Here is a 16,533-nt window from a genome sequence, read left to right as displayed (position 1 = left end):
GTGATGCTTAGATGGACTTCAAAGACTATTACAAGATCCTGGGTGTGGAGCCGACGGCGGACGATGCCACGATCAAAGCCGCCTACCGCAAGCTGGCGCGCAAGTACCACCCGGATGTGAGCAAGGAAAAGGACGCCGAGACCAAGTTCAAGGACGTTTCCGAAGCCTATGAAGCGCTGAAAAGCGCCGACAAGCGCGCGGAATACGACGACCTGCGCCGCTATGGCCAGCACGGCCAGCCGTTCCAGGGCCCGCCGGGCTGGCAGAGCCGTGGCGGCTTCGGTGGCCAGGACACCGGCGATTTCTCGGATTTCTTCAGTTCGATCTTCGGTAATCGCGGATCAGGTTTCGGTGGCGGACAATCAGGTCGCAGCGCCGGCCGTCGGGGACAAGACGTGGAATTGGAATTACCGATCTTCCTGGAAGAAACCCTCTCGACCGAGTCGAAGAAAGTCAGCTACCAGGTGCCGCAATACAACGCGGCGGGCCAGCACGTGAGCAACACCAGCAAGAGCCTGAACGTGAAGATTCCGCTGGGGGTGACCGACGGCGAGCGCATCCGCCTCAAGGGCCAGGGCGCGCCGGGCATCGGCGGCGGTGCCAACGGCGATTTGTACCTGACCATCCGCTTCGCCCCGCACCCCAAGTTCGACGTCGAGGGCCAGGACTTGATCATCACCTTGCCCCTGGCCCCGTGGGAACTGGCGCTGGGCACCGAAGTGGCGGTCCCGACCCTCACCGGCAAGATCAACCTCAAGGTCCCGGCCGGCAGCCAGAACGGCCAGCGCATGCGCGCCAAGGGCCATGGCCTGCGCAACAAGGCCGGCGAGCGCGGCTACCTGTTCGTGCAGCTCAAGGCGGTGATGCCCAAGGCCAGCGACGAGGCGGTCAAGGCCTTGTGGGCGGAGCTGGCGAAAAAGGCCGCGTTCGATCCGCGAGAGAATTTCTGACCGGCTCAATATAAAACCTGTGGCGAGGGAGCAAACGCCCTCGCCACAGTCAGATTTGTCACAAGCCTGGCTAGACTCGACAGTTGAAGCATTGGGAGAAGCAGACCATGAACAACCCGATCATTGAACTGAACCTGAAGGAATTCTGCGAGGCCGCGGCGTTGGCGGATGTGCATGTGATCGAAATCGTCGCCCATGGCATTCTCGAACCTCACGGCGCGGCACCGACCGACTGGCGTTTCACCGACTACGAACTGGTCCTGGCGCGGCGCGCGGCCAAGCTGCGGCGCGAGTTGGAACTGGAATGGGAAGGCGTCGCCCTGGCGCTGGACCTGCTGGAAGAAGTGCAACTGCTGCGCAATGAAAACCGCATGCTCAAGCAGCGGTTGGGGCGGTTGGTGGAGTGATGCACACTCATTCGTCAGTCGTAAACCTTGTGGCGAGGGAGCTTGCTCCCGCTGGGGCGCGCAGCGGCCCTGAAAAAATGGGCCTGCTGCGCAGTCCAGCGGGAGCAAGCTCCCTCGCCACGGGTGTTCGGCCAAATACCCTGTCTGCTTCAGGTCAAAACAGAAAATACCGTTGCGCCATCGGCAGGACGTCCGCCGGCTCGCACCACAGCAGCACGCCGTCGGCCTTGACCTGGTAGGTCTGCGGGTCGACGTCGATGTTCGGTAGGTAGTCGTTGTGGATCAGATCGGTCTTCTGCACGTCGCGGCAGCCTTTGACCACGGCGATTTTCTTCTTCAGCCCGAGCTGTTCCGGCAACCCGGCCTCGACGGCGGCCTGGCTGAGGAAGGTCAGGCTGGTGGCATGACGCGAGCCGCCAAAGCTTGCGAACATCGGTCGGTAGTGCACCGGTTGCGGCGTCGGGATCGAGGCGTTGGCGTCGCCCATCAGGCTGGCGGCGATCGCCCCGCCCTTGAGGATCAGCGTCGGTTTGACCCCGAAGAACGCCGGGCGCCACAGCACCAGGTCGGCCCACTTGCCCACTTCGATGGAGCCCACTTCGTGGCTGATGCCATGGGTGATCGCCGGGTTGATGGTGTACTTGGCGATGTAGCGCTTGATACGGAAGTTGTCGTTGCCTTCACCGTCGCCGGGCAGGGCCCCGCGTTGGCGCTTCATCTTGTCGGCGGTCTGCCAGGTGCGGGTGATGACCTCACCGACGCGGCCCATGGCCTGGCTGTCGGAGCTGATCATCGAGAACGCGCCGAGGTCGTGGAGGATGTCTTCGGCGGCGATGGTCTCGCGGCGAATGCGGCTCTCGGCGAACGCCACGTCTTCGGCGATGCTCGGGTCCAGGTGATGGCAGACCATCAGCATGTCCAGGTGTTCGTCGATGGTGTTGCGGGTGAACGGTCGGGTCGGGTTGGTGGAGCTGGGCAGTACGTTGGCGAAGCCACAAGCCTTGATGATGTCTGGCGCATGGCCGCCGCCAGCGCCTTCGGTGTGGTAGGTGTGGATGGTCCTGCCTTTGAAAGCACCGAGGGTGGTTTCGACGAAGCCCGATTCGTTCAGGGTGTCGGTGTGGATCGCCACTTGTACGTCGTACTGGTCAGCCACGCTCAGGCAGTTGTCGATGGACGCCGGCGTGGTGCCCCAGTCTTCGTGCAGCTTCAGGCCGATGGCGCCAGCCTTGACCTGCTCCACCAGCGGCTCCGGCAGACTGGCGTTGCCCTTGCCGGTCAAACCGATGTTCATGGGGAAGGCATCGGCAGCCTGGAGCATGCGCGCCAAATGCCACGGCCCGGACGTGCAGGTGGTGGCGTTGGTCCCGGTGGCCGGGCCGGTGCCGCCACCAATCATGGTGGTGACGCCGCTCATCAGCGCTTCTTCGATCTGCTGCGGGCAGATGAAGTGGATATGGGTGTCGATGCCGCCGGCCGTGAGGATCATCCCTTCGCCGGCGATCACTTCGGTGCTGGCGCCGATGGCGATGGTCACGTCGGGCTGGATGTCCGGGTTGCCGGCCTTGCCGATGGCCGCGATGCGCCCGTCCTTGAGGCCGACATCGGCCTTGACGATGCCCCAGTGGTCGATGATCAACGCGTTGGTGATCAGCGTGTCCACGACATCGGCGGCCAACAACTGGCCCTGGCCCATGCCATCACGAATCACTTTGCCGCCGCCGAATTTCACTTCTTCGCCGTAGGTGGTGAAGTCTTTTTCCACTTCGATCCACAGCTCGGTGTCGGCCAGGCGGACCTTGTCCCCGACGGTGGGGCCGAACATGTCGGCATAGGCTTGTCTCGAAATCTTCATGTGCTTGCCTTGGAATTCAATTGAGTTTGAGGCTGTTCGCTGTCGCTCACAGTTCGCGAGCAAGCCCGCTCCCACATTGGAATGCGGACACCTGTGGGAGCGGGCTTGCTCGCGAAAGGGCCAGTGCAGACACCCTATGACTTACAGCTCGCCCATGACCCGCCCGGCAAACCCGAACACCCGGCGCAGCCCCGCCAGGTCCACGAGTTCCACCTCGCGACTTTGCCCCGGCTCGAAGCGCACGGCGGTGCCGGCCGGGATGTTCAGGCGCATGCCGCGACTGGCGGCGCGGTCGAAGGCCAGGGCGTCGTTGGTTTCGAAAAAATGGTAGTGCGAGCCGACCTGGATCGGCCGGTCACCGCTGTTGGCGACGGTCAGCGTCAGCGTGCGGCGGCCGACGTTGAGTTCGATGTCGCCGAGCTGGATTTGGTATTGGCCTGGAATCATTGCGGTTGTCCCAACGTCTTGAAGTAAATGGCGGTCGGCGAATAGGTGCCGTCCGGGGTCTGGCAGTAATCGGGCAGCTCGCCGACGCGGGTGTAGCCCATGGCGCGGTAGAAGGCTTCAGCCTCTGAGCCAGCCGCGGTGTCGAGGTACAGCAAACCGCGCTTGCACTGGCGCGCGCCGAGCTCCAGGGCATTGATCAACTGCTGGCCGAGGCCGCGGCGACGGGCCTCGCCGCGCACGAGCAGCTTCTGCACCTCGGCGCGGTTCAGCCCGTTGGGTTTCTGGCACAGGGCCAATTGGACACTGGCCTGCACCTGCTCGTCCTTGACCACCACCCACAGCAGCAGGCTGCCCTGGTTGAGGCTGGCCTGGACCTCATCGAAATAGGCACGGGCCTGGGCGGCATCCAGGTCCGCCATGAACCCCACGCTGGCGCCATGGCCGACGGCGTCGAGCAACAGATCGATCAGGCCCTGACGATAATGCGCAAAGCTTTCAGCGTGGACTCGACGCAACTGGGCGGCGTTCATCGGGGTTCACTCCTTGTTGGCACCCGGCGCGGGCGCTCCGGGATTGAGGTTCAACTGCATGAAGGTCAGGTCCAACCAGTGGCCGAACTTGGTGCCCACCTGGGGCATTTGCCCGGTGATGACGAAACCGGCCCGCTCATGTAGGCGGATCGAGGCGCCATTACCGCTTTCGATGGCGGCGACCATGATGTGCTTGCCGCAAGCCTTCGCGCGCTCGATCAGTGCGCTCATCAGCAGCGGGCCCAGGCCTTGGCCGCGCTGGTCGCTGCGCACGTACACCGAGTGCTCCACGGTGTGGCGGAAACCGTCGAACGGCCGCCAGTCGCCGAATGAAGCATAGCCGAGCACATTGGCCTCGCCGTCGACGGCGACCAGCACCGGATAGCCCTGGGCGTGCCGGGCGGCGAACCAGGCCTGGCGATTGTCCAGGTCGACGGGCGCATCGTTCCAGATCGCGGTGGTGTTGAGCACGGCGTCGTTGTAGATATCGCGGATCGCCGGCAGGTCGGTGGGTTGGGCATCACGAACGTGGCAAGTCATGGCGGGCCTCAGGCGATGGGCTGGTGGACGGTGACCAACTTGGTGCCATCGGGAAACGTCGCTTCGACCTGGATCTCCGGGATCATCTCTGCAATGCCGTCCATCACCTGCTCGCGGCTCAGCAACGTCGTGCCGTAATGCATCAGTTCGGCCACGGTCTGGCCGTCACGGGCGCCTTCGAGCAGGGCGGCGGAAATGTAGGCCATGGCCTCCGGGTAGTTGAGCTTCAAGCCACGGGCCAGCCGTCGTTCGGCGACGAGGCCGGCGGTGAAGATCAGCAACTTGTCTTTTTCGCGTGGGGTCAGGTCCATGTGCAATCCATAAGGGCAGATAAATAATTCGGCTAGACACCGTTCCCCTGTGGGAGCGAGCTTGCTCGCGATAGCAATCGAACATTCAACATAACTGTTGGCTGATACACCGCTATCGCGAGCAAGCTCGCTCCCACAGGAAAAGCAAGTTCAGGTACTCCAGATCCGAGGGGGTACGGCTTCTCGACCAAGCAACGCCGGACGCAGCAACCGCCACAACTCAACCAGCCAGCCCCGCGCCAGCAACGCCTCGCTCGCCAGGCACCGCGCCACGACCAGCCCAGGCAATTGCGTCAGGTCGCCACGCACGGCGTGGCCCAGGGAGCGGCACTGTTCCAGCAAGTCACTCTCGATCTCACCGGTCACCAACAACGTGGCAAACACTGGATCGCCGCCGAGCCCGATGGGCGAGTCGAGCAAGCCGTCGCCGCCGACGATGCGCTGGCGCTCGTGCCAGAGCAAGCGGCCGTCGCGACGGATGTCCAGGTGCGATTGAAAATGCCCGAGGTCAAAACGCTCTCCGCTGGCCGGTCGGCCGAGGGCAACCATGTCCCAGTAGAACAAGCGCCCGTCGCCCTGCAGGTCGACGGTGGTGCTGAGCTCGGCCTGGGCCGCGCTGAACACGATGGTTTCCTGGGGCAGCCATTCCAGCGTCGCCCCGGCATCGACACTCAGCGCCAGGTGCTGGTACGCCGGGCTCGCGGCGCGGTACCACTTGGCCGCGCCGGGGCTGGTCAGTTGCGCCCAGGCGCCGGGGCCGACGTGGGCCCGGATGTCCAGGCGGTCGCCGCCGGCTATGCCGCCGGGCGGGTGGACGATGATGTGCTGGCACACCTCGGGGCCTTCGGCGTACAGGTGCTTCTGCACCCGCAACGGGCCGTGATGGCGGCGTTGCACCGGGCGTGTGCTGTCGCCGAAGCGGGCATAGCCCAGGTCCAGCTCGGCGTGCCAATGGGGGGTGAACAGGGCGGGCGCGGATACGGGTAGGTTCATGATTTCTGATTATCGTCAGGACGCTACAGACTAGATCGTAACCAGTCCGCGCACACCCTCGGCTTCCATGTTTTCTCCGCGGCCTTGCTGCACGATCTCGCCCCTGGACATTACCAGGTACTGATCGGCCAGCTCGGCGGCGAAGTCGTAGAACTGTTCCACCAGCAAGATCGCCATGTCGCCGCGGGCGGCCAGTTTCTTGATGACCGCGCCGATCTCCTTGATCACCGAGGGCTGGATGCCTTCGGTGGGCTCGTCGAGGATCAACAGGCGCGGCCGGCTGGCCAAGGCCCGGCCGATGGCGAGCTGCTGTTGCTGGCCGCCCGACAGGTCGCCGCCACGGCGGTGTTTCATTTGCAGCAGCACCGGGAACAGCTCATAGATGAACGCCGGCACTTCCCGGGCCTCGGCGCCGGGAAAGCGCGACAGGCCCATGAGCAGGTTTTCTTCCACGGTCAGCCGGCCGAAAATCTCCCGGCCCTGGGGCACGTAGGCAATGCCGGCATGGACCCGCTGGCGCGGCTTGAACGCGGTGATGGTTTTGCCTTCCCAATTCACCGCGCCTTCCTTGGCCGGGAGCAGGCCCATCAGGCATTTGAGCAGGGTGGTCTTGCCCACGCCATTGCGTCCCAGCAGGCACGTCACCTCGCCGACCTTCACGTCGAACGACAGGCCCCGCAGGATGTGGCTACCGCCGTAGTACTGGTGAAGGTGTTGGACCTGTAACATTTGAACTCCGTTCGTAGGGCTTCAAGCGGCAAGCTTCAAGCTTCAAGTAAGAGCGGGACGGTGTAGGACTTGCTTTCACTTGCCGCTTGAAGCTTGCGGCTCGAAGCTTGCCGATTCATCTTCCCAAATAAACTTCAACGACCCGTTCATCGGCCTGCACCTGCGCCAGCGACCCTTCGGCCAGCACGCTGCCCTGGTGCAATACCGTCACGTGGTCGGCGATGCTGCCGACGAAGCCCATGTCGTGTTCCACCACCATCAACGAGTGCTTGCCCGCCAAGGACTTGAACAGCTCGGCGGTGAAGTCGGTCTCGGCGTCGGTCATGCCCGCCACGGGTTCGTCCAGCAGCAACAGTTGCGGGTCCTGGACCAGCAACATGCCGATCTCCAGGAACTGCTTCTGCCCGTGGGACAGCAACCCGGCCGCGCGATGCAGCGACGGGGCAAGGCGGACGGTGTCCAGCACTTCGCGGATACGGTCGTGCTGCTCGCCGTTGAGTGTCGCTCGCAGGCTGGCCCACACCGACTTGTCGGCCTTGAGGGCCAGCTCCAGGTTCTCGAACACACTCAAGGCTTCGAACACCGTCGGCTTCTGGAACTTGCGGCCGATGCCGGCCTGGGCGATCTGCACTTCGCTCATGTGGGTCAGGTCGAGGGTTTCGCCGAACCAGGCCTTGCCGTGGCTGGGCCGGGTCTTACCGGTGATCACGTCCATCAGCGTGGTCTTGCCCGCGCCGTTGGGACCGATGATGCAGCGCAGCTCGCCGACGCCGATGTACAGGTTCAGGTTGTTCAGGGCCTTGAAGCCGTCGAAGCTGACGCTGATGTCTTCCAGGGTCAGGATCGTCCCGTGGCGGGTGTTCAGGCCCTTGCCGGCGGCCTGGCCGAGGCCGATGGCGTCGCGGCTGCTGCCCGAGTCCCGGTTGGCATCGAGCGAGGGGTCGAGGACGGGTTCGAGCATGAACTCGGCCGTGGGTGTGATTCTCATGATTGGCCCCTTTTCTTCAGCAACCCGATCACGCCCTTGGGCAGATACAGGGTCACCAGGATGAACAGCGCGCCGAGGAAGAACAGCCAGTACTCGGGGAACGCCACCGTGAACCAGCTCTTCATGCCATTGACCACGCCGGCGCCCAGCAACGGGCCGATCAGCGTGCCGCGTCCGCCGAGGGCGACCCACACGGCGGCTTCGATGGAGTTGGTCGGGGACATTTCGCTGGGGTTGATGATGCCCACCTGGGGCACGTACAACGCCCCGGCCAGGCCGCACAGCACCGCGCTCAGCACCCAGACGAACAGCTTGAAGCCGCGCGGATCGTAGCCACAGAACATCAGGCGGTTCTCGGCATCCCGCAGGGCCGTCAGCACCCGGCCGAACTTGCTGCGGGCCAGGCGCCAGCCGACGAACAGGCTGGCCACCAGCAACAGCACGGTGGCCAGGAACAGCACCGCCCGGGTTCCCGGTTCGGTGATGCCAAAGCCCAGGATCGTGCGAAAGTTGGTGAAGCCGTTGTTGCCGCCAAAACCGGTTTCGTTGCGGAAAAACAGCAGCATTCCGGCGAACGTCAGCGCCTGGGTCATGATCGAGAAGTACACGCCCTTGATCCGCGAACGAAAGGCGAAGAAGCCGAACACCAACGCCAGCAGGCCCGGCGCCAGCACCACCAGGCACAGGGCCCAGAGGAAGCTGTCGGTGCCGGCCCAGTACCAGGGCAGTTCGTTCCACGACAGGAACGTCATGAAGGCCGGCAAGCCGTCGCCGGCGGCCTGGCGCATCAGGTACATGCCCATGGCATAGCCGCCCAGGGCGAAGAACAGGCCGTGGCCCAGGGACAGCAGGCCGGCGTAGCCCCAGACCAGGTCCAGCGCCAGGGCGACGATGGCGTAGCAGAGGATCTTGCCCACCAGCGTCAGGGTATAGGCCGAGACGTGCAACGGGTGGTCCGCCGCCAGCAGTGACAACAGCGGCAGGCTCAACAGGAGCGCGAGGATCAACGCGCCGAGGGCCAGGGTGACTTTGGGGCCGGCCTTTTGCGCGGCCGTGAGCATCAGGGGCTGGTTCATCAGTCGATTACCCGTCCTTTGAGCGCGAAGAGGCCTTGCGGACGCTTCTGGATGAACAGAATGATCAACGCCAGGATGAGGATCTTGCCGAGCACGGCGCCGATCTGCGGTTCGAGAATCTTGTTGGCGATGCCCAGGCCGAACGCGGCGAATACGCTACCGGCCAACTGGCCGACACCGCCGAGCACCACCACCAGGAACGAGTCGATGATGTAGCCCTGGCCCAGGTCCGGGCCGACGTTGCCGATCTGGCTCAGGGCCACGCCGCCGAGCCCGGCGATGCCCGAGCCGAGGCCAAAGGCGAGCATGTCCACGCGGCCGGTGGGCACGCCGCAGCAAGCGGCCATGTTGCGGTTCTGGGTCACGGCGCGCACGTTCAGGCCCAGGCGTGTCTTGTTCAACAGCAGCCAGGTCAGCGCCACCACGAACAGCGCGAAGGCGATGATCACGATGCGGTTGTACGGCAGCACCAGGTTCGGCAACACCTGGATCCCGCCCGACAGCCAGGCCGGGTTGGCCACTTCGACGTTCTGCGCGCCGAACACGAGGCGCACCAGTTGGATCAGCATCAGGCTGATGCCCCAAGTGGCGAGCAGGGTCTCCAGTGGGCGTCCGTAGAGGTGACGGATCACCGTGCGCTCCAGGGCCATGCCGATGGCGGCGGTGATGAAGAATGCCACCGGCAGGGCGATCAGCGGGTAGAACTCGATGGCATTGGGGGCGAAGCGCTGGAACAGGATCTGCACCACGTAGGTGGAATAGGCGCCGAGCATCAGCATCTCGCCGTGGGCCATGTTGATCACCCCCAGCAGGCCGAAGGTGATCGCCAGGCCGAGGGCGGCGAGCAGCAGGATCGAGCCCAGGGACATGCCGCTGAACGCCTGGCCCAGCAGCTCGCCCACCAACAGTTTGCGCTTGACCTGGGCCAGGCTGGTTTCGGCGGCGGTGCGCACGCTGGCATCGGTTTCGACGCCGGGCTCCAGCAGCCCTTCGAGCCGCGTGCGGGCCAGCGGGTCGCCGGTTTCGCCCAGCAGCCGGACAGCGGCCAGACGCACGTTCGGGTTGGTGTCCACCAGTTGCAGGTTCGCCAGGGCCAGGCTCAGGGCGGCGTGCACCGCTTCGTCCTGCTCGCCGACCAGTTGCCGGTCGAGAAACGCCAGTTGGGCCGGGCGCGCGCTTTTTTGCAGTTGTTGGGCGGCGCCCAGGCGCAGGCGTGCATCGATGGCCAACAGTTGATGGCTGGCGAGGGCGGTTTCGATCAGCCCGCGCAAGCGGTTGTTCAGGCGCAGGGTCTTGGGCTGGCCGTCGATCGTCAACTGGCCTTGCGCCAAGGCGTTGATCAACTCGACGCGTCCGGGCGCGGGTTGTGCGGCCCAGTCTTCCAGGAGCCTGGCCTGCTGGGTCGGGTTGGCGGCGACGAAGTCTTCGGCGTCGCCGGCGTGGGCGGCCACTGGCAACAGCAGCACCAGGGCGAGGATGAGGCGGTAGAGGGCAGTGGGCATAGAGAGTCGCCTTGCGCAGGGCTTCTTTTTGTGGGAGCGGGCTTGCTCGCGAAAGCGGTGTGTCAGGCGACTCAAATGTTGAACATGAGCCCGCCTTCGCGAGCAAGCCCGCTCCCACAGGGGATTCGTGTCGGACCCAAGCGTCATGCTCGGGCCGACACCCATGGGCTCAGTTACTCTTCACCGCATAGTCGGGCTTCTTGTCGTTGCCGGGGATGAACGGGCTCCACGGTTGGGCGCGGATCGGGCCTTCGGTCTGCCATACCACGTTGAACTGACCGTCGGCCTGGATCTCGCCGATCATCACTGGCTTGTGCAGGTGGTGGTTGGTCTTGTCCATGGTCAGGGTGTAGCCCGACGGGGCGGCGAAGGTCTGGCCGGCCAGGGCTTCACGTACTTTGTCGACGTCGGTGGACTTGGCTTTTTCCACCGCTTGGGCCCACATGTGGATGCCGACGTAAGTGGCTTCCATCGGGTCGTTGGTCACCGCCTTGTCGGCGCCCGGCAGGTTCTTGGCCTTGGCGTAGGCTTTCCAGGAATCGACGAATTTCTTGTTCGCCGGGTTATCCACGGATTCGAAGTAGTTCCACGCCGCCAGGTTGCCCACCAACGGCTTGGTGTCGATGCCGCGCAGTTCTTCCTCGCCCACCGAGAACGCCACGACCGGCACGTCGGTGGCCTTCAGGCCCTGGTTCGCCAGTTCCTTGTAGAAGGGCACGTTGGAGTCGCCATTGACCGTGGAGATGACGGCGGTCTTGCCGCCGGCCGAGAACTTCTTGATGTTGGCGACGATGGTCTGGTAATCGCTGTGGCCGAACGGGGTGTAGACCTCTTCGATGTCCTTGTCCGCCACGCCTTTGGAATGCAGGAACGCGCGCAGGATCTTGTTGGTGGTGCGCGGGTAGACGTAGTCGGTGCCCAGCAGGAAGTAGCGCTTGGCGCTGCCGCCTTCTTCGCTCATCAGGTATTCCACGGCCGGGATCGCCTGCTGGTTCGGCGCGGCGCCGGTGTAGAACACGTTCGGCGACATCTCTTCGCCTTCGTACTGCACGGGGTAGAACAGCAGGCCGTTGAGTTCCTCGAACACCGGCAACACCGATTTGCGCGACACCGAGGTCCAGCAGCCGAACACCACGGCGACCTTGTCCTGGGTCAGCAACTGGCGGCCCTTTTCCGCGAACAGCGGCCAGTTCGACGCCGGGTCTACCACCACCGCCTCGAGCTTCTTGCCGTTGACTCCACCCTTGGCGTTGATCTCGTCGATGGTCATCAGGGCCATGTCCTTGAGGGACGTCTCGGAGATCGCCATGGTGCCGGACAGCGAATGCAGGATGCCGACCTTGATGGTCTCGGCGGCCTGGACGGTCCAGGCCATGCCCATCGCGGCAATGCTTGCCGAGAGTGTAAAAGCCTTGATCAAGCTACGACGCTTCATGGTGCGATCTCCGTGGACTTATGGATTTTCTTGGTTGGCAGATGCGGACGCTGAAGGTGCTTTTGCAAGGGGTGTGCCCGGTCGGGAAAAGGCTTGGGAATACGGGGCGGTGCAGAGGGAAAAAAGAGCGGGCGCACCACGAATGAGCGCTGTGTGGACGCGGGTGCGATCAGATGCGCCACGTTGGGGCGAAGGATTGCAGCCTTTGTGGGAGCGAGCTTGCTCGCGATAGCGGAGTGTCAGTCACATCTCTGCTAGCTGATCCACCGCCATCGCGAGCAAGCTCGCTCCCACAGGCCACTGTGCAAGCCGGGGAAGGAGGAGGGTTCAGCGCCGGCGCATCAACCCAATGAAGAACAGCCCGCCGATGGCCGCGGTGGCGACGCCGATCGGCAGGTCCTCGGGGGCGATCAAGGTGCGGGCGGCCACGTCCACCCACACCAGGAACAGGCTGCCCAGCAGCACGCAAGCGGGCAGCAGGCGACGATGCTCGGCGCCCACCAGGCGTCGGGCGATGTGCGGGACCATCAGCCCGACGAAGCCAATCGAACCGCTGATGGACACCAGCACCCCGGTCATCAGCGAGGCGATCAGGAAGATCCACAGTCGCACTTTCGCGGCGTTCAGGCCCAGGGTCACGGCGGTCTGTTCGCCGGCCATCAGGGCGTTCAGCGGTCGGGCCATGCCCAGCAGCAACACCAGCCCCAGCAGCACGCTGGCGGCCGGCACGGCGAGCAGTTCCCAGCGCGCCAGGCCCAGGCCGCCGAGCATCCAGAACATCACCGCGGAGCTGGCGCGGTGGTCACCCAGGAACAGCAGCAGGTTGGCCGCCGCCATCATCACGAAGGAGACGGCCACGCCGCACAGCAGCAGGCGATCGCTTTCCAGGCGCCCCTGTCGGCTGGCGATCGCCAACACCAGCAGCATGCTCAGCAACGCGCCGATGAACGCGGCAAGGGGCAGCGTCAACAGACCGATGAGTTCACCGACATGCAGCACGACGATGACCGCCCCCAGGGTGGCGCCGGACGTGACCCCCAGCAGGTGCGGGTCGGCCAGCGGGTTGCGCGTGACCGCTTGCAACACCGCGCCGATCAACGCCAGCCCCGCGCCCACCAGGGCGCCGAGCAGCAGGCGCGGCACGCGGATCAGCCAGACGATGTGTTCCTGGCCGGCGGTCCAATGCACGCTGCCTACGCCGAAGGCCTTGTTCAACAGGATGTCCCAGACCACCGCCACGGGCACCCGCGCCGGGCCGAAACCCAGGGACACCACGCACGACACCAGCAGCAGCGCGCCGAGGGCGATCAGCAGCGCGCCATAGCGACGGCTGTTCATTGGGCGTGAAAGCCCTGCGCCAGGGTTCGTACCGCCAGCACGTTATCGATGCCTGGCGTGGCCTGGACGTAGGGGATCACGATGAAGCGCCGCTGCTTGATGGCGTCCACCGATTGCAGGGCCGGGTGGTTCAGCAGGAACTGTTCCTTCTGCTGCGCGCTGACTTCGCCGTAGTCGACGATCACGATGACCTCGGGGTTGCGCTCGACCACGTTCTCCCAGTTCACCCGGGTCCAACTGGTCTCCAGGTCGTCGAGGATGTTGCGCCCGCCGGCCGCGTCGATCAGCGCCTGGGGCATGCCCAGGCGCCCGGAGGTCATGGCTCGGTCTTCGCCGCTGTCGTACAGGAACACACGGGGTTGCCGGGTGGGCAGGTGCTGGCGGATGTCGGCCACTTGGGCCTGCATCGAGGCGATCAATTGGTTGGCGCGATCCTGCACGTCGAAGATCCTGCCGAGATTGCGCAGGTCGTTGTAGGTGTCGTCCAGCGACGCAGCGGGGCGCTTCATCACGAACGCGCAGGACTCGGTCAGCTCGTACACGTTGATGCCCAGCGGTTGCAGCGTCTGCGGCGTCAGGTCGCCGCCCACGCGCATGCCGTAGTCCCAGCCGGCGAAAAAGAAATCCACGTCGGCATTGAGCAGCGTTTCCACCGACGGGTACTTGGCCGCCAGTTCCGGCAGGCCGTCGAGGATCTTCGCCATTTCGGGGGTCACCGACTTCCAGCCACTGATGCCGCTGTAGCCGACCATGCGGGGCTTGAGGCCCAGGGCGAGCATCATCTGGGTCATGTTGATGTCGTGGCTGACGGCATGCCGGGGGGCTTGGTTGAACACCACCTGGCGGTCGCAACTCTGGATCGTCAACGGGTAGCGGGTGGCGTCGGCCAGGGCCGGGGCGCTGCCCAGCAGCAGTGCGAGCAACAGCAGAAAGCGCGAGGTCATGGTTGGGTTATCCAAGTGATTCGTGGGTAGCCGGACAGGGGGTGTTCGTCCACCAGGGCGTCGATGCCGAACACTTCGCGCAACAGCTCGACGGTCAGCACTTGCGCGGGCGTGCCGCTGGCGACGACGCGACCGTGATCGATCACGTACAGCCGGTCGCAGAACGCGGCGGCCAGGTTCAGGTCATGGAGGCTGGCGAGGGTGCCGATGCCCAGGCCCTTGATCAGTTGCAGCAATTGCAGTTGGTAATGCGGGTCGAGGTGGTTGGTCGGCTCATCGAGGATCAGCAGTTGCGGCTGCTGGGCCAGGGCGCGGGCCAGGATCACTCGCTGCTTTTCACCACCCGACAGCGTGGCGAACCCGTGGTCCTCGAAGCCTTCGAGCCCCGCCGAGGCCAGCGCGGCGAGGACCAGGCGTCGATCCTCCTGGCTGTCGCCATCGAACAGGCCCTTGTGGGGCATGCGGCCCATGGCGACGACTTCTGCCACGCTCAGGCCGAAGGCGTCGGGAAACTCTTGCAGCACCACGGCGATGCGTTGGGCGCACCAGCGTGAGGATTGCTGCCAGACGTTGTGATGCGCCAGCGTGACCTCGCCGTGTTCCGGCCGACTGAAGCGATACGCGCAGCGCAGCAGGCTGGTCTTGCCGCTGCCGTTGGGCCCGATCAAGCCGACGAACTCCCCGGCCGCCACGTGCAACGTGACGTCACGCAGCTGGAACTGGTGATGGCAGTGGCCATGGCCCAGGGGGGTCCAGGCGAGGTGGGAGAGGGTCAGCGAGGTCATGCATGTACTCGAATAATGGATCGACACACAGTTCCCTCTGTGGGAGCGGGCTTGCCCGCGAAGGCGGTGTGTCATTCAACACCTGCATCGGATGACACACCGCTTTCGCGAGCAAGCCCGCTCCCACAGTTGAGCCGTGTTCAGCTTTGACTGGCGGCGCGATTGTAGAGGTTTCGCGCCGCCTTCCGTTAACGCGGTGTCTTCAACTTGAAGATGAAGCCACCTCAGCCCGGCGATTGGCGCGCACCACCAGCCGATCCAGCAGCCACACCGCTACCAGCGAGGCGCCCACCAGCGGAAACACCACCGCCAGGGCGAGCATGATGAAGACCCCGGTCTTCCAGGTCGGCAGGTCGTGGCGCAAGGGCGGCACGCCGAACTTGCCCTGTGGCCGGCGCTTCCACCAGATCACCAGGCCACTGACGGCACTGAGCAGAATCATCAGGCAAATCAGCAGCACGATGATCTGGTTCACCGGGCCGAACATCTTGCCTTCGTGCAGCATCACGCCGGTCTCGGTGGCGCGGGCGACCACGCTGTAGTGGGCCCAGCGCACATCGGCCAGGACCTTGCCGGTGTATTGGTCGACATGCAGCGTCGCGTCGTTGCGCGGGTCATCGGCGAACACGGCGATGGTGAACACGCCGGTCGATGTGGTCGGCAGGGTGATGCTGTAGCCCGGTTCCACCTTGCGCTCGCGGGCGATGTCCTGCACCGCTTGCAGGCTGACGGTCGGTGCGGCGGGGCCTTCGTGGGCGCCGCCGTGGTTCATGTGTTCGGCGTGGTCGCCGGACATCGGCATCGGGGTGTTTTCCATGGCCCAGGGCACGGTCTGGCGATGGGCGTTGTTCAGGCTGCCCGCCTCGACGTCGGACTTGGGGACGTCGTTCCACATCGCCGCCGGGAAGCGGTTCCAGAGATCGGCGTATTGCTTGCCCCAGAAGCCGGTCCAGGTCATGCCACTGAGCAGCATCACCAACAGCAAGGCCGCGCCCCAGAAACCGATGACCACATGCAGGTCGCGCCAGAACAAGCGGCCACGGGCGTTCCAGCGAGGCCACAGCACCCCGGCCGACGACTGCCCGCGCGGCCACCACAGGAACAAGCCCGAGACCACCAGCACCACCCCCCAGCCGGCGGCCATTTCCACCAGGCGGTCACCGACGGTGCCGATCAGCAACTCGCCGTGAATGGCCCGCGCCATGGCCTGCAGGTTGTTCTTGGCATCCTGTTCGCCGAGGACGTCGCCATGGTAAGGGTCGATGAACACGTTCAGTTCGCGGCCCTTGTCGATCACCACGAATTGCGCGCTGCGTTCGGCGTTGATCGGTGGCAGGTACTGCTTGACCTGGCCCTCGGGGTAGGCCTGGCGAACCTGCTTGAGCAGGTCATCCGCCGCCAGGGTGTGGTGTCCGGCCGGCACGTTCAACAGGCTGCCGTACATCAGTGGATCGAGTTGTGGCTTGAACAGGTAAATGATGCCGGTCAGGGCCAGCATCACCATGAACGGCGCCACGAACAGCCCGGCATAGAAATGCCAGCGCCAGGCCAGGTTGTAGAAATTCGGTTTCGGTTGGCTCATGTAAAAGCGCTCCGCAGGGCAAATTGGATTGTTATGTAGTGCGGTCAGTCAAGGTGGAAACGAACCCCGTGGGAGCGAGCTTGCTCGCGATTAGCAATGGTTCAGCTTGCATCGATGTTGG

The 16,533-nt window shown here is 64.6% G+C and carries 17 protein-coding genes; 2 read left to right on the top strand and 15 right to left on the bottom strand.

What is annotated here, in order from left to right; translation table 11 throughout:
* The first annotated feature begins 11 nt into the window (after window positions 1-11).
* Together AD664_RS16710 and AD664_RS16705 are read left to right on the top strand one after the other, a co-directional pair.
* Window positions 12-950 (top strand): DnaJ C-terminal domain-containing protein, encoded by a 939-nt coding sequence (locus tag AD664_RS16710; protein WP_042731804.1) that lies wholly within the window; start codon window positions 12-14, stop codon window positions 948-950.
* Between the two features lie 107 nt (window positions 951-1,057).
* The gene (locus AD664_RS16705; RefSeq protein ID WP_042731803.1) at window positions 1,058-1,357 is read left to right on the top strand and encodes a chaperone modulator CbpM; all 300 of its coding nucleotides are present in this window, start codon (window positions 1,058-1,060) and stop codon (window positions 1,355-1,357) included.
* Between the two features lie 154 nt (window positions 1,358-1,511).
* Here the strand turns inward: AD664_RS16705 and ureC are convergent, their stop codons facing one another.
* From ureC to AD664_RS16630, 15 genes are all read right to left on the bottom strand, one after another.
* Window positions 1,512-3,212 carry an urease subunit alpha gene (ureC, locus tag AD664_RS16700; protein WP_053148007.1) on the bottom strand — a complete coding sequence of 567 codons (1,701 nt, stop codon included), beginning with the start codon at window positions 3,210-3,212 and terminating at the stop codon, window positions 1,512-1,514.
* A 141-nt stretch (window positions 3,213-3,353) separates the two neighbouring features.
* Entirely contained in the window at window positions 3,354-3,659 is a 306-nt protein-coding gene (locus tag AD664_RS16695) for an urease subunit beta (protein WP_053148006.1), read from the bottom strand.
* Window positions 3,656-4,189 (bottom strand): N-acetyltransferase, encoded by a 534-nt coding sequence (locus tag AD664_RS16690; RefSeq protein WP_053148004.1) that lies wholly within the window; start codon window positions 4,187-4,189, stop codon window positions 3,656-3,658. Before AD664_RS16690 ends, AD664_RS16695 begins: the two co-directional genes overlap by 4 nt.
* Window positions 4,190-4,195: 6 nt before the next feature.
* Window positions 4,196-4,729 (bottom strand): GNAT family N-acetyltransferase, encoded by a 534-nt coding sequence (locus AD664_RS16685; RefSeq protein ID WP_053148002.1) that lies wholly within the window; start codon window positions 4,727-4,729, stop codon window positions 4,196-4,198.
* An 8-nt stretch (window positions 4,730-4,737) separates the two neighbouring features.
* Complete coding sequence (ureA, locus tag AD664_RS16680) at window positions 4,738-5,040, bottom strand: urease subunit gamma (RefSeq protein ID WP_042730011.1); 303 nt, start codon at window positions 5,038-5,040, stop codon at window positions 4,738-4,740.
* Window positions 5,041-5,190: 150 nt separating this feature from the next.
* A complete protein-coding gene (locus AD664_RS16675) occupies window positions 5,191-6,033 on the bottom strand; it encodes an urease accessory protein UreD (RefSeq protein WP_053148000.1) in 843 nt (280 codons plus the stop codon).
* Between the two features lie 30 nt (window positions 6,034-6,063).
* Window positions 6,064-6,762, bottom strand: a complete 699-nt coding sequence (urtE, locus tag AD664_RS16670) for an urea ABC transporter ATP-binding subunit UrtE (protein ID WP_053147998.1) — start codon at window positions 6,760-6,762, stop codon at window positions 6,064-6,066.
* Window positions 6,763-6,877: 115 nt separating this feature from the next.
* Entirely contained in the window at window positions 6,878-7,750 is an 873-nt protein-coding gene (urtD, locus tag AD664_RS16665) for an urea ABC transporter ATP-binding protein UrtD (RefSeq protein ID WP_053147996.1), read from the bottom strand.
* A complete protein-coding gene (urtC, locus tag AD664_RS16660; protein WP_053147994.1) occupies window positions 7,747-8,826 on the bottom strand; it encodes an urea ABC transporter permease subunit UrtC in 1,080 nt (359 codons plus the stop codon). Before urtC ends, urtD begins: the two co-directional genes overlap by 4 nt.
* Window positions 8,826-10,328: an urea ABC transporter permease subunit UrtB gene (gene urtB, locus AD664_RS16655; protein WP_053147992.1), complete on the bottom strand. Its 1,503-nt coding sequence runs from the start codon at window positions 10,326-10,328 to the stop codon at window positions 8,826-8,828. The genes urtC and urtB overlap by 1 nt, the downstream gene beginning before the upstream one ends.
* Window positions 10,329-10,497: 169 nt before the next feature.
* Entirely contained in the window at window positions 10,498-11,763 is a 1,266-nt protein-coding gene (urtA, locus tag AD664_RS16650) for an urea ABC transporter substrate-binding protein (protein ID WP_053147989.1), read from the bottom strand.
* 327 nt (window positions 11,764-12,090) lie between these two features.
* The gene (locus AD664_RS16645; protein WP_047736031.1) at window positions 12,091-13,101 is read right to left on the bottom strand and encodes an iron ABC transporter permease; all 1,011 of its coding nucleotides are present in this window, start codon (window positions 13,099-13,101) and stop codon (window positions 12,091-12,093) included.
* Entirely contained in the window at window positions 13,098-14,045 is a 948-nt protein-coding gene (locus AD664_RS16640) for an ABC transporter substrate-binding protein (RefSeq protein WP_053147987.1), read from the bottom strand. Before AD664_RS16640 ends, AD664_RS16645 begins: the two co-directional genes overlap by 4 nt.
* A complete protein-coding gene (locus tag AD664_RS16635; protein ID WP_053147984.1) occupies window positions 14,042-14,830 on the bottom strand; it encodes an ABC transporter ATP-binding protein in 789 nt (262 codons plus the stop codon). The genes AD664_RS16640 and AD664_RS16635 overlap by 4 nt, the downstream gene beginning before the upstream one ends.
* Before the next feature lie 202 nt (window positions 14,831-15,032).
* Window positions 15,033-16,412 carry a PepSY domain-containing protein gene (locus AD664_RS16630; RefSeq protein WP_053147982.1) on the bottom strand — a complete coding sequence of 460 codons (1,380 nt, stop codon included), beginning with the start codon at window positions 16,410-16,412 and terminating at the stop codon, window positions 15,033-15,035.
* Window positions 16,413-16,533: the final 121 nt, after the last annotated feature.

This window comes from Pseudomonas sp. P97.38, assembly GCF_001269745.1.
Classification (GTDB): Bacteria; Pseudomonadota; Gammaproteobacteria; order Pseudomonadales; family Pseudomonadaceae; genus Aquipseudomonas; species Aquipseudomonas chlororaphis_E.
The sequence above is the reverse complement of the archived record's forward strand: the minus strand, read 5'-3'. Positions and strand labels throughout refer to the sequence as shown.

Coding starts and splice junctions, on each gene's coding strand:
- ureC (WP_053148007.1), bottom strand. CDS start 3,212: ATGAAGATTTCGAGACAAGCCTATGCCGACATGTTCGGCCCCACCGTC.
- urtA (WP_053147989.1), bottom strand. CDS start 11,763: ATGAAGCGTCGTAGCTTGATCAAGGCTTTTACACTCTCGGCAAGCATT.
- AD664_RS16705 (WP_042731803.1), top strand. CDS start 1,058: ATGAACAACCCGATCATTGAACTGAACCTGAAGGAATTCTGCGAGGCC.
- AD664_RS16695 (WP_053148006.1), bottom strand. CDS start 3,659: ATGATTCCAGGCCAATACCAAATCCAGCTCGGCGACATCGAACTCAAC.
- urtD (WP_053147996.1), bottom strand. CDS start 7,750: ATGAGAATCACACCCACGGCCGAGTTCATGCTCGAACCCGTCCTCGAC.
- AD664_RS16690 (WP_053148004.1), bottom strand. CDS start 4,189: ATGAACGCCGCCCAGTTGCGTCGAGTCCACGCTGAAAGCTTTGCGCAT.
- urtE (WP_053147998.1), bottom strand. CDS start 6,762: ATGTTACAGGTCCAACACCTTCACCAGTACTACGGCGGTAGCCACATC.
- AD664_RS16635 (WP_053147984.1), bottom strand. CDS start 14,830: ATGACCTCGCTGACCCTCTCCCACCTCGCCTGGACCCCCCTGGGCCAT.
- ureA (WP_042730011.1), bottom strand. CDS start 5,040: ATGGACCTGACCCCACGCGAAAAAGACAAGTTGCTGATCTTCACCGCC.
- AD664_RS16645 (WP_047736031.1), bottom strand. CDS start 13,101: ATGAACAGCCGTCGCTATGGCGCGCTGCTGATCGCCCTCGGCGCGCTG.
- urtB (WP_053147992.1), bottom strand. CDS start 10,328: ATGCCCACTGCCCTCTACCGCCTCATCCTCGCCCTGGTGCTGCTGTTG.
- AD664_RS16710 (WP_042731804.1), top strand. CDS start 12: ATGGACTTCAAAGACTATTACAAGATCCTGGGTGTGGAGCCGACGGCG.
- AD664_RS16640 (WP_053147987.1), bottom strand. CDS start 14,045: ATGACCTCGCGCTTTCTGCTGTTGCTCGCACTGCTGCTGGGCAGCGCC.
- AD664_RS16675 (WP_053148000.1), bottom strand. CDS start 6,033: ATGAACCTACCCGTATCCGCGCCCGCCCTGTTCACCCCCCATTGGCAC.
- AD664_RS16685 (WP_053148002.1), bottom strand. CDS start 4,729: ATGACTTGCCACGTTCGTGATGCCCAACCCACCGACCTGCCGGCGATC.
- AD664_RS16630 (WP_053147982.1), bottom strand. CDS start 16,412: ATGAGCCAACCGAAACCGAATTTCTACAACCTGGCCTGGCGCTGGCAT.
- urtC (WP_053147994.1), bottom strand. CDS start 8,826: ATGAACCAGCCCCTGATGCTCACGGCCGCGCAAAAGGCCGGCCCCAAA.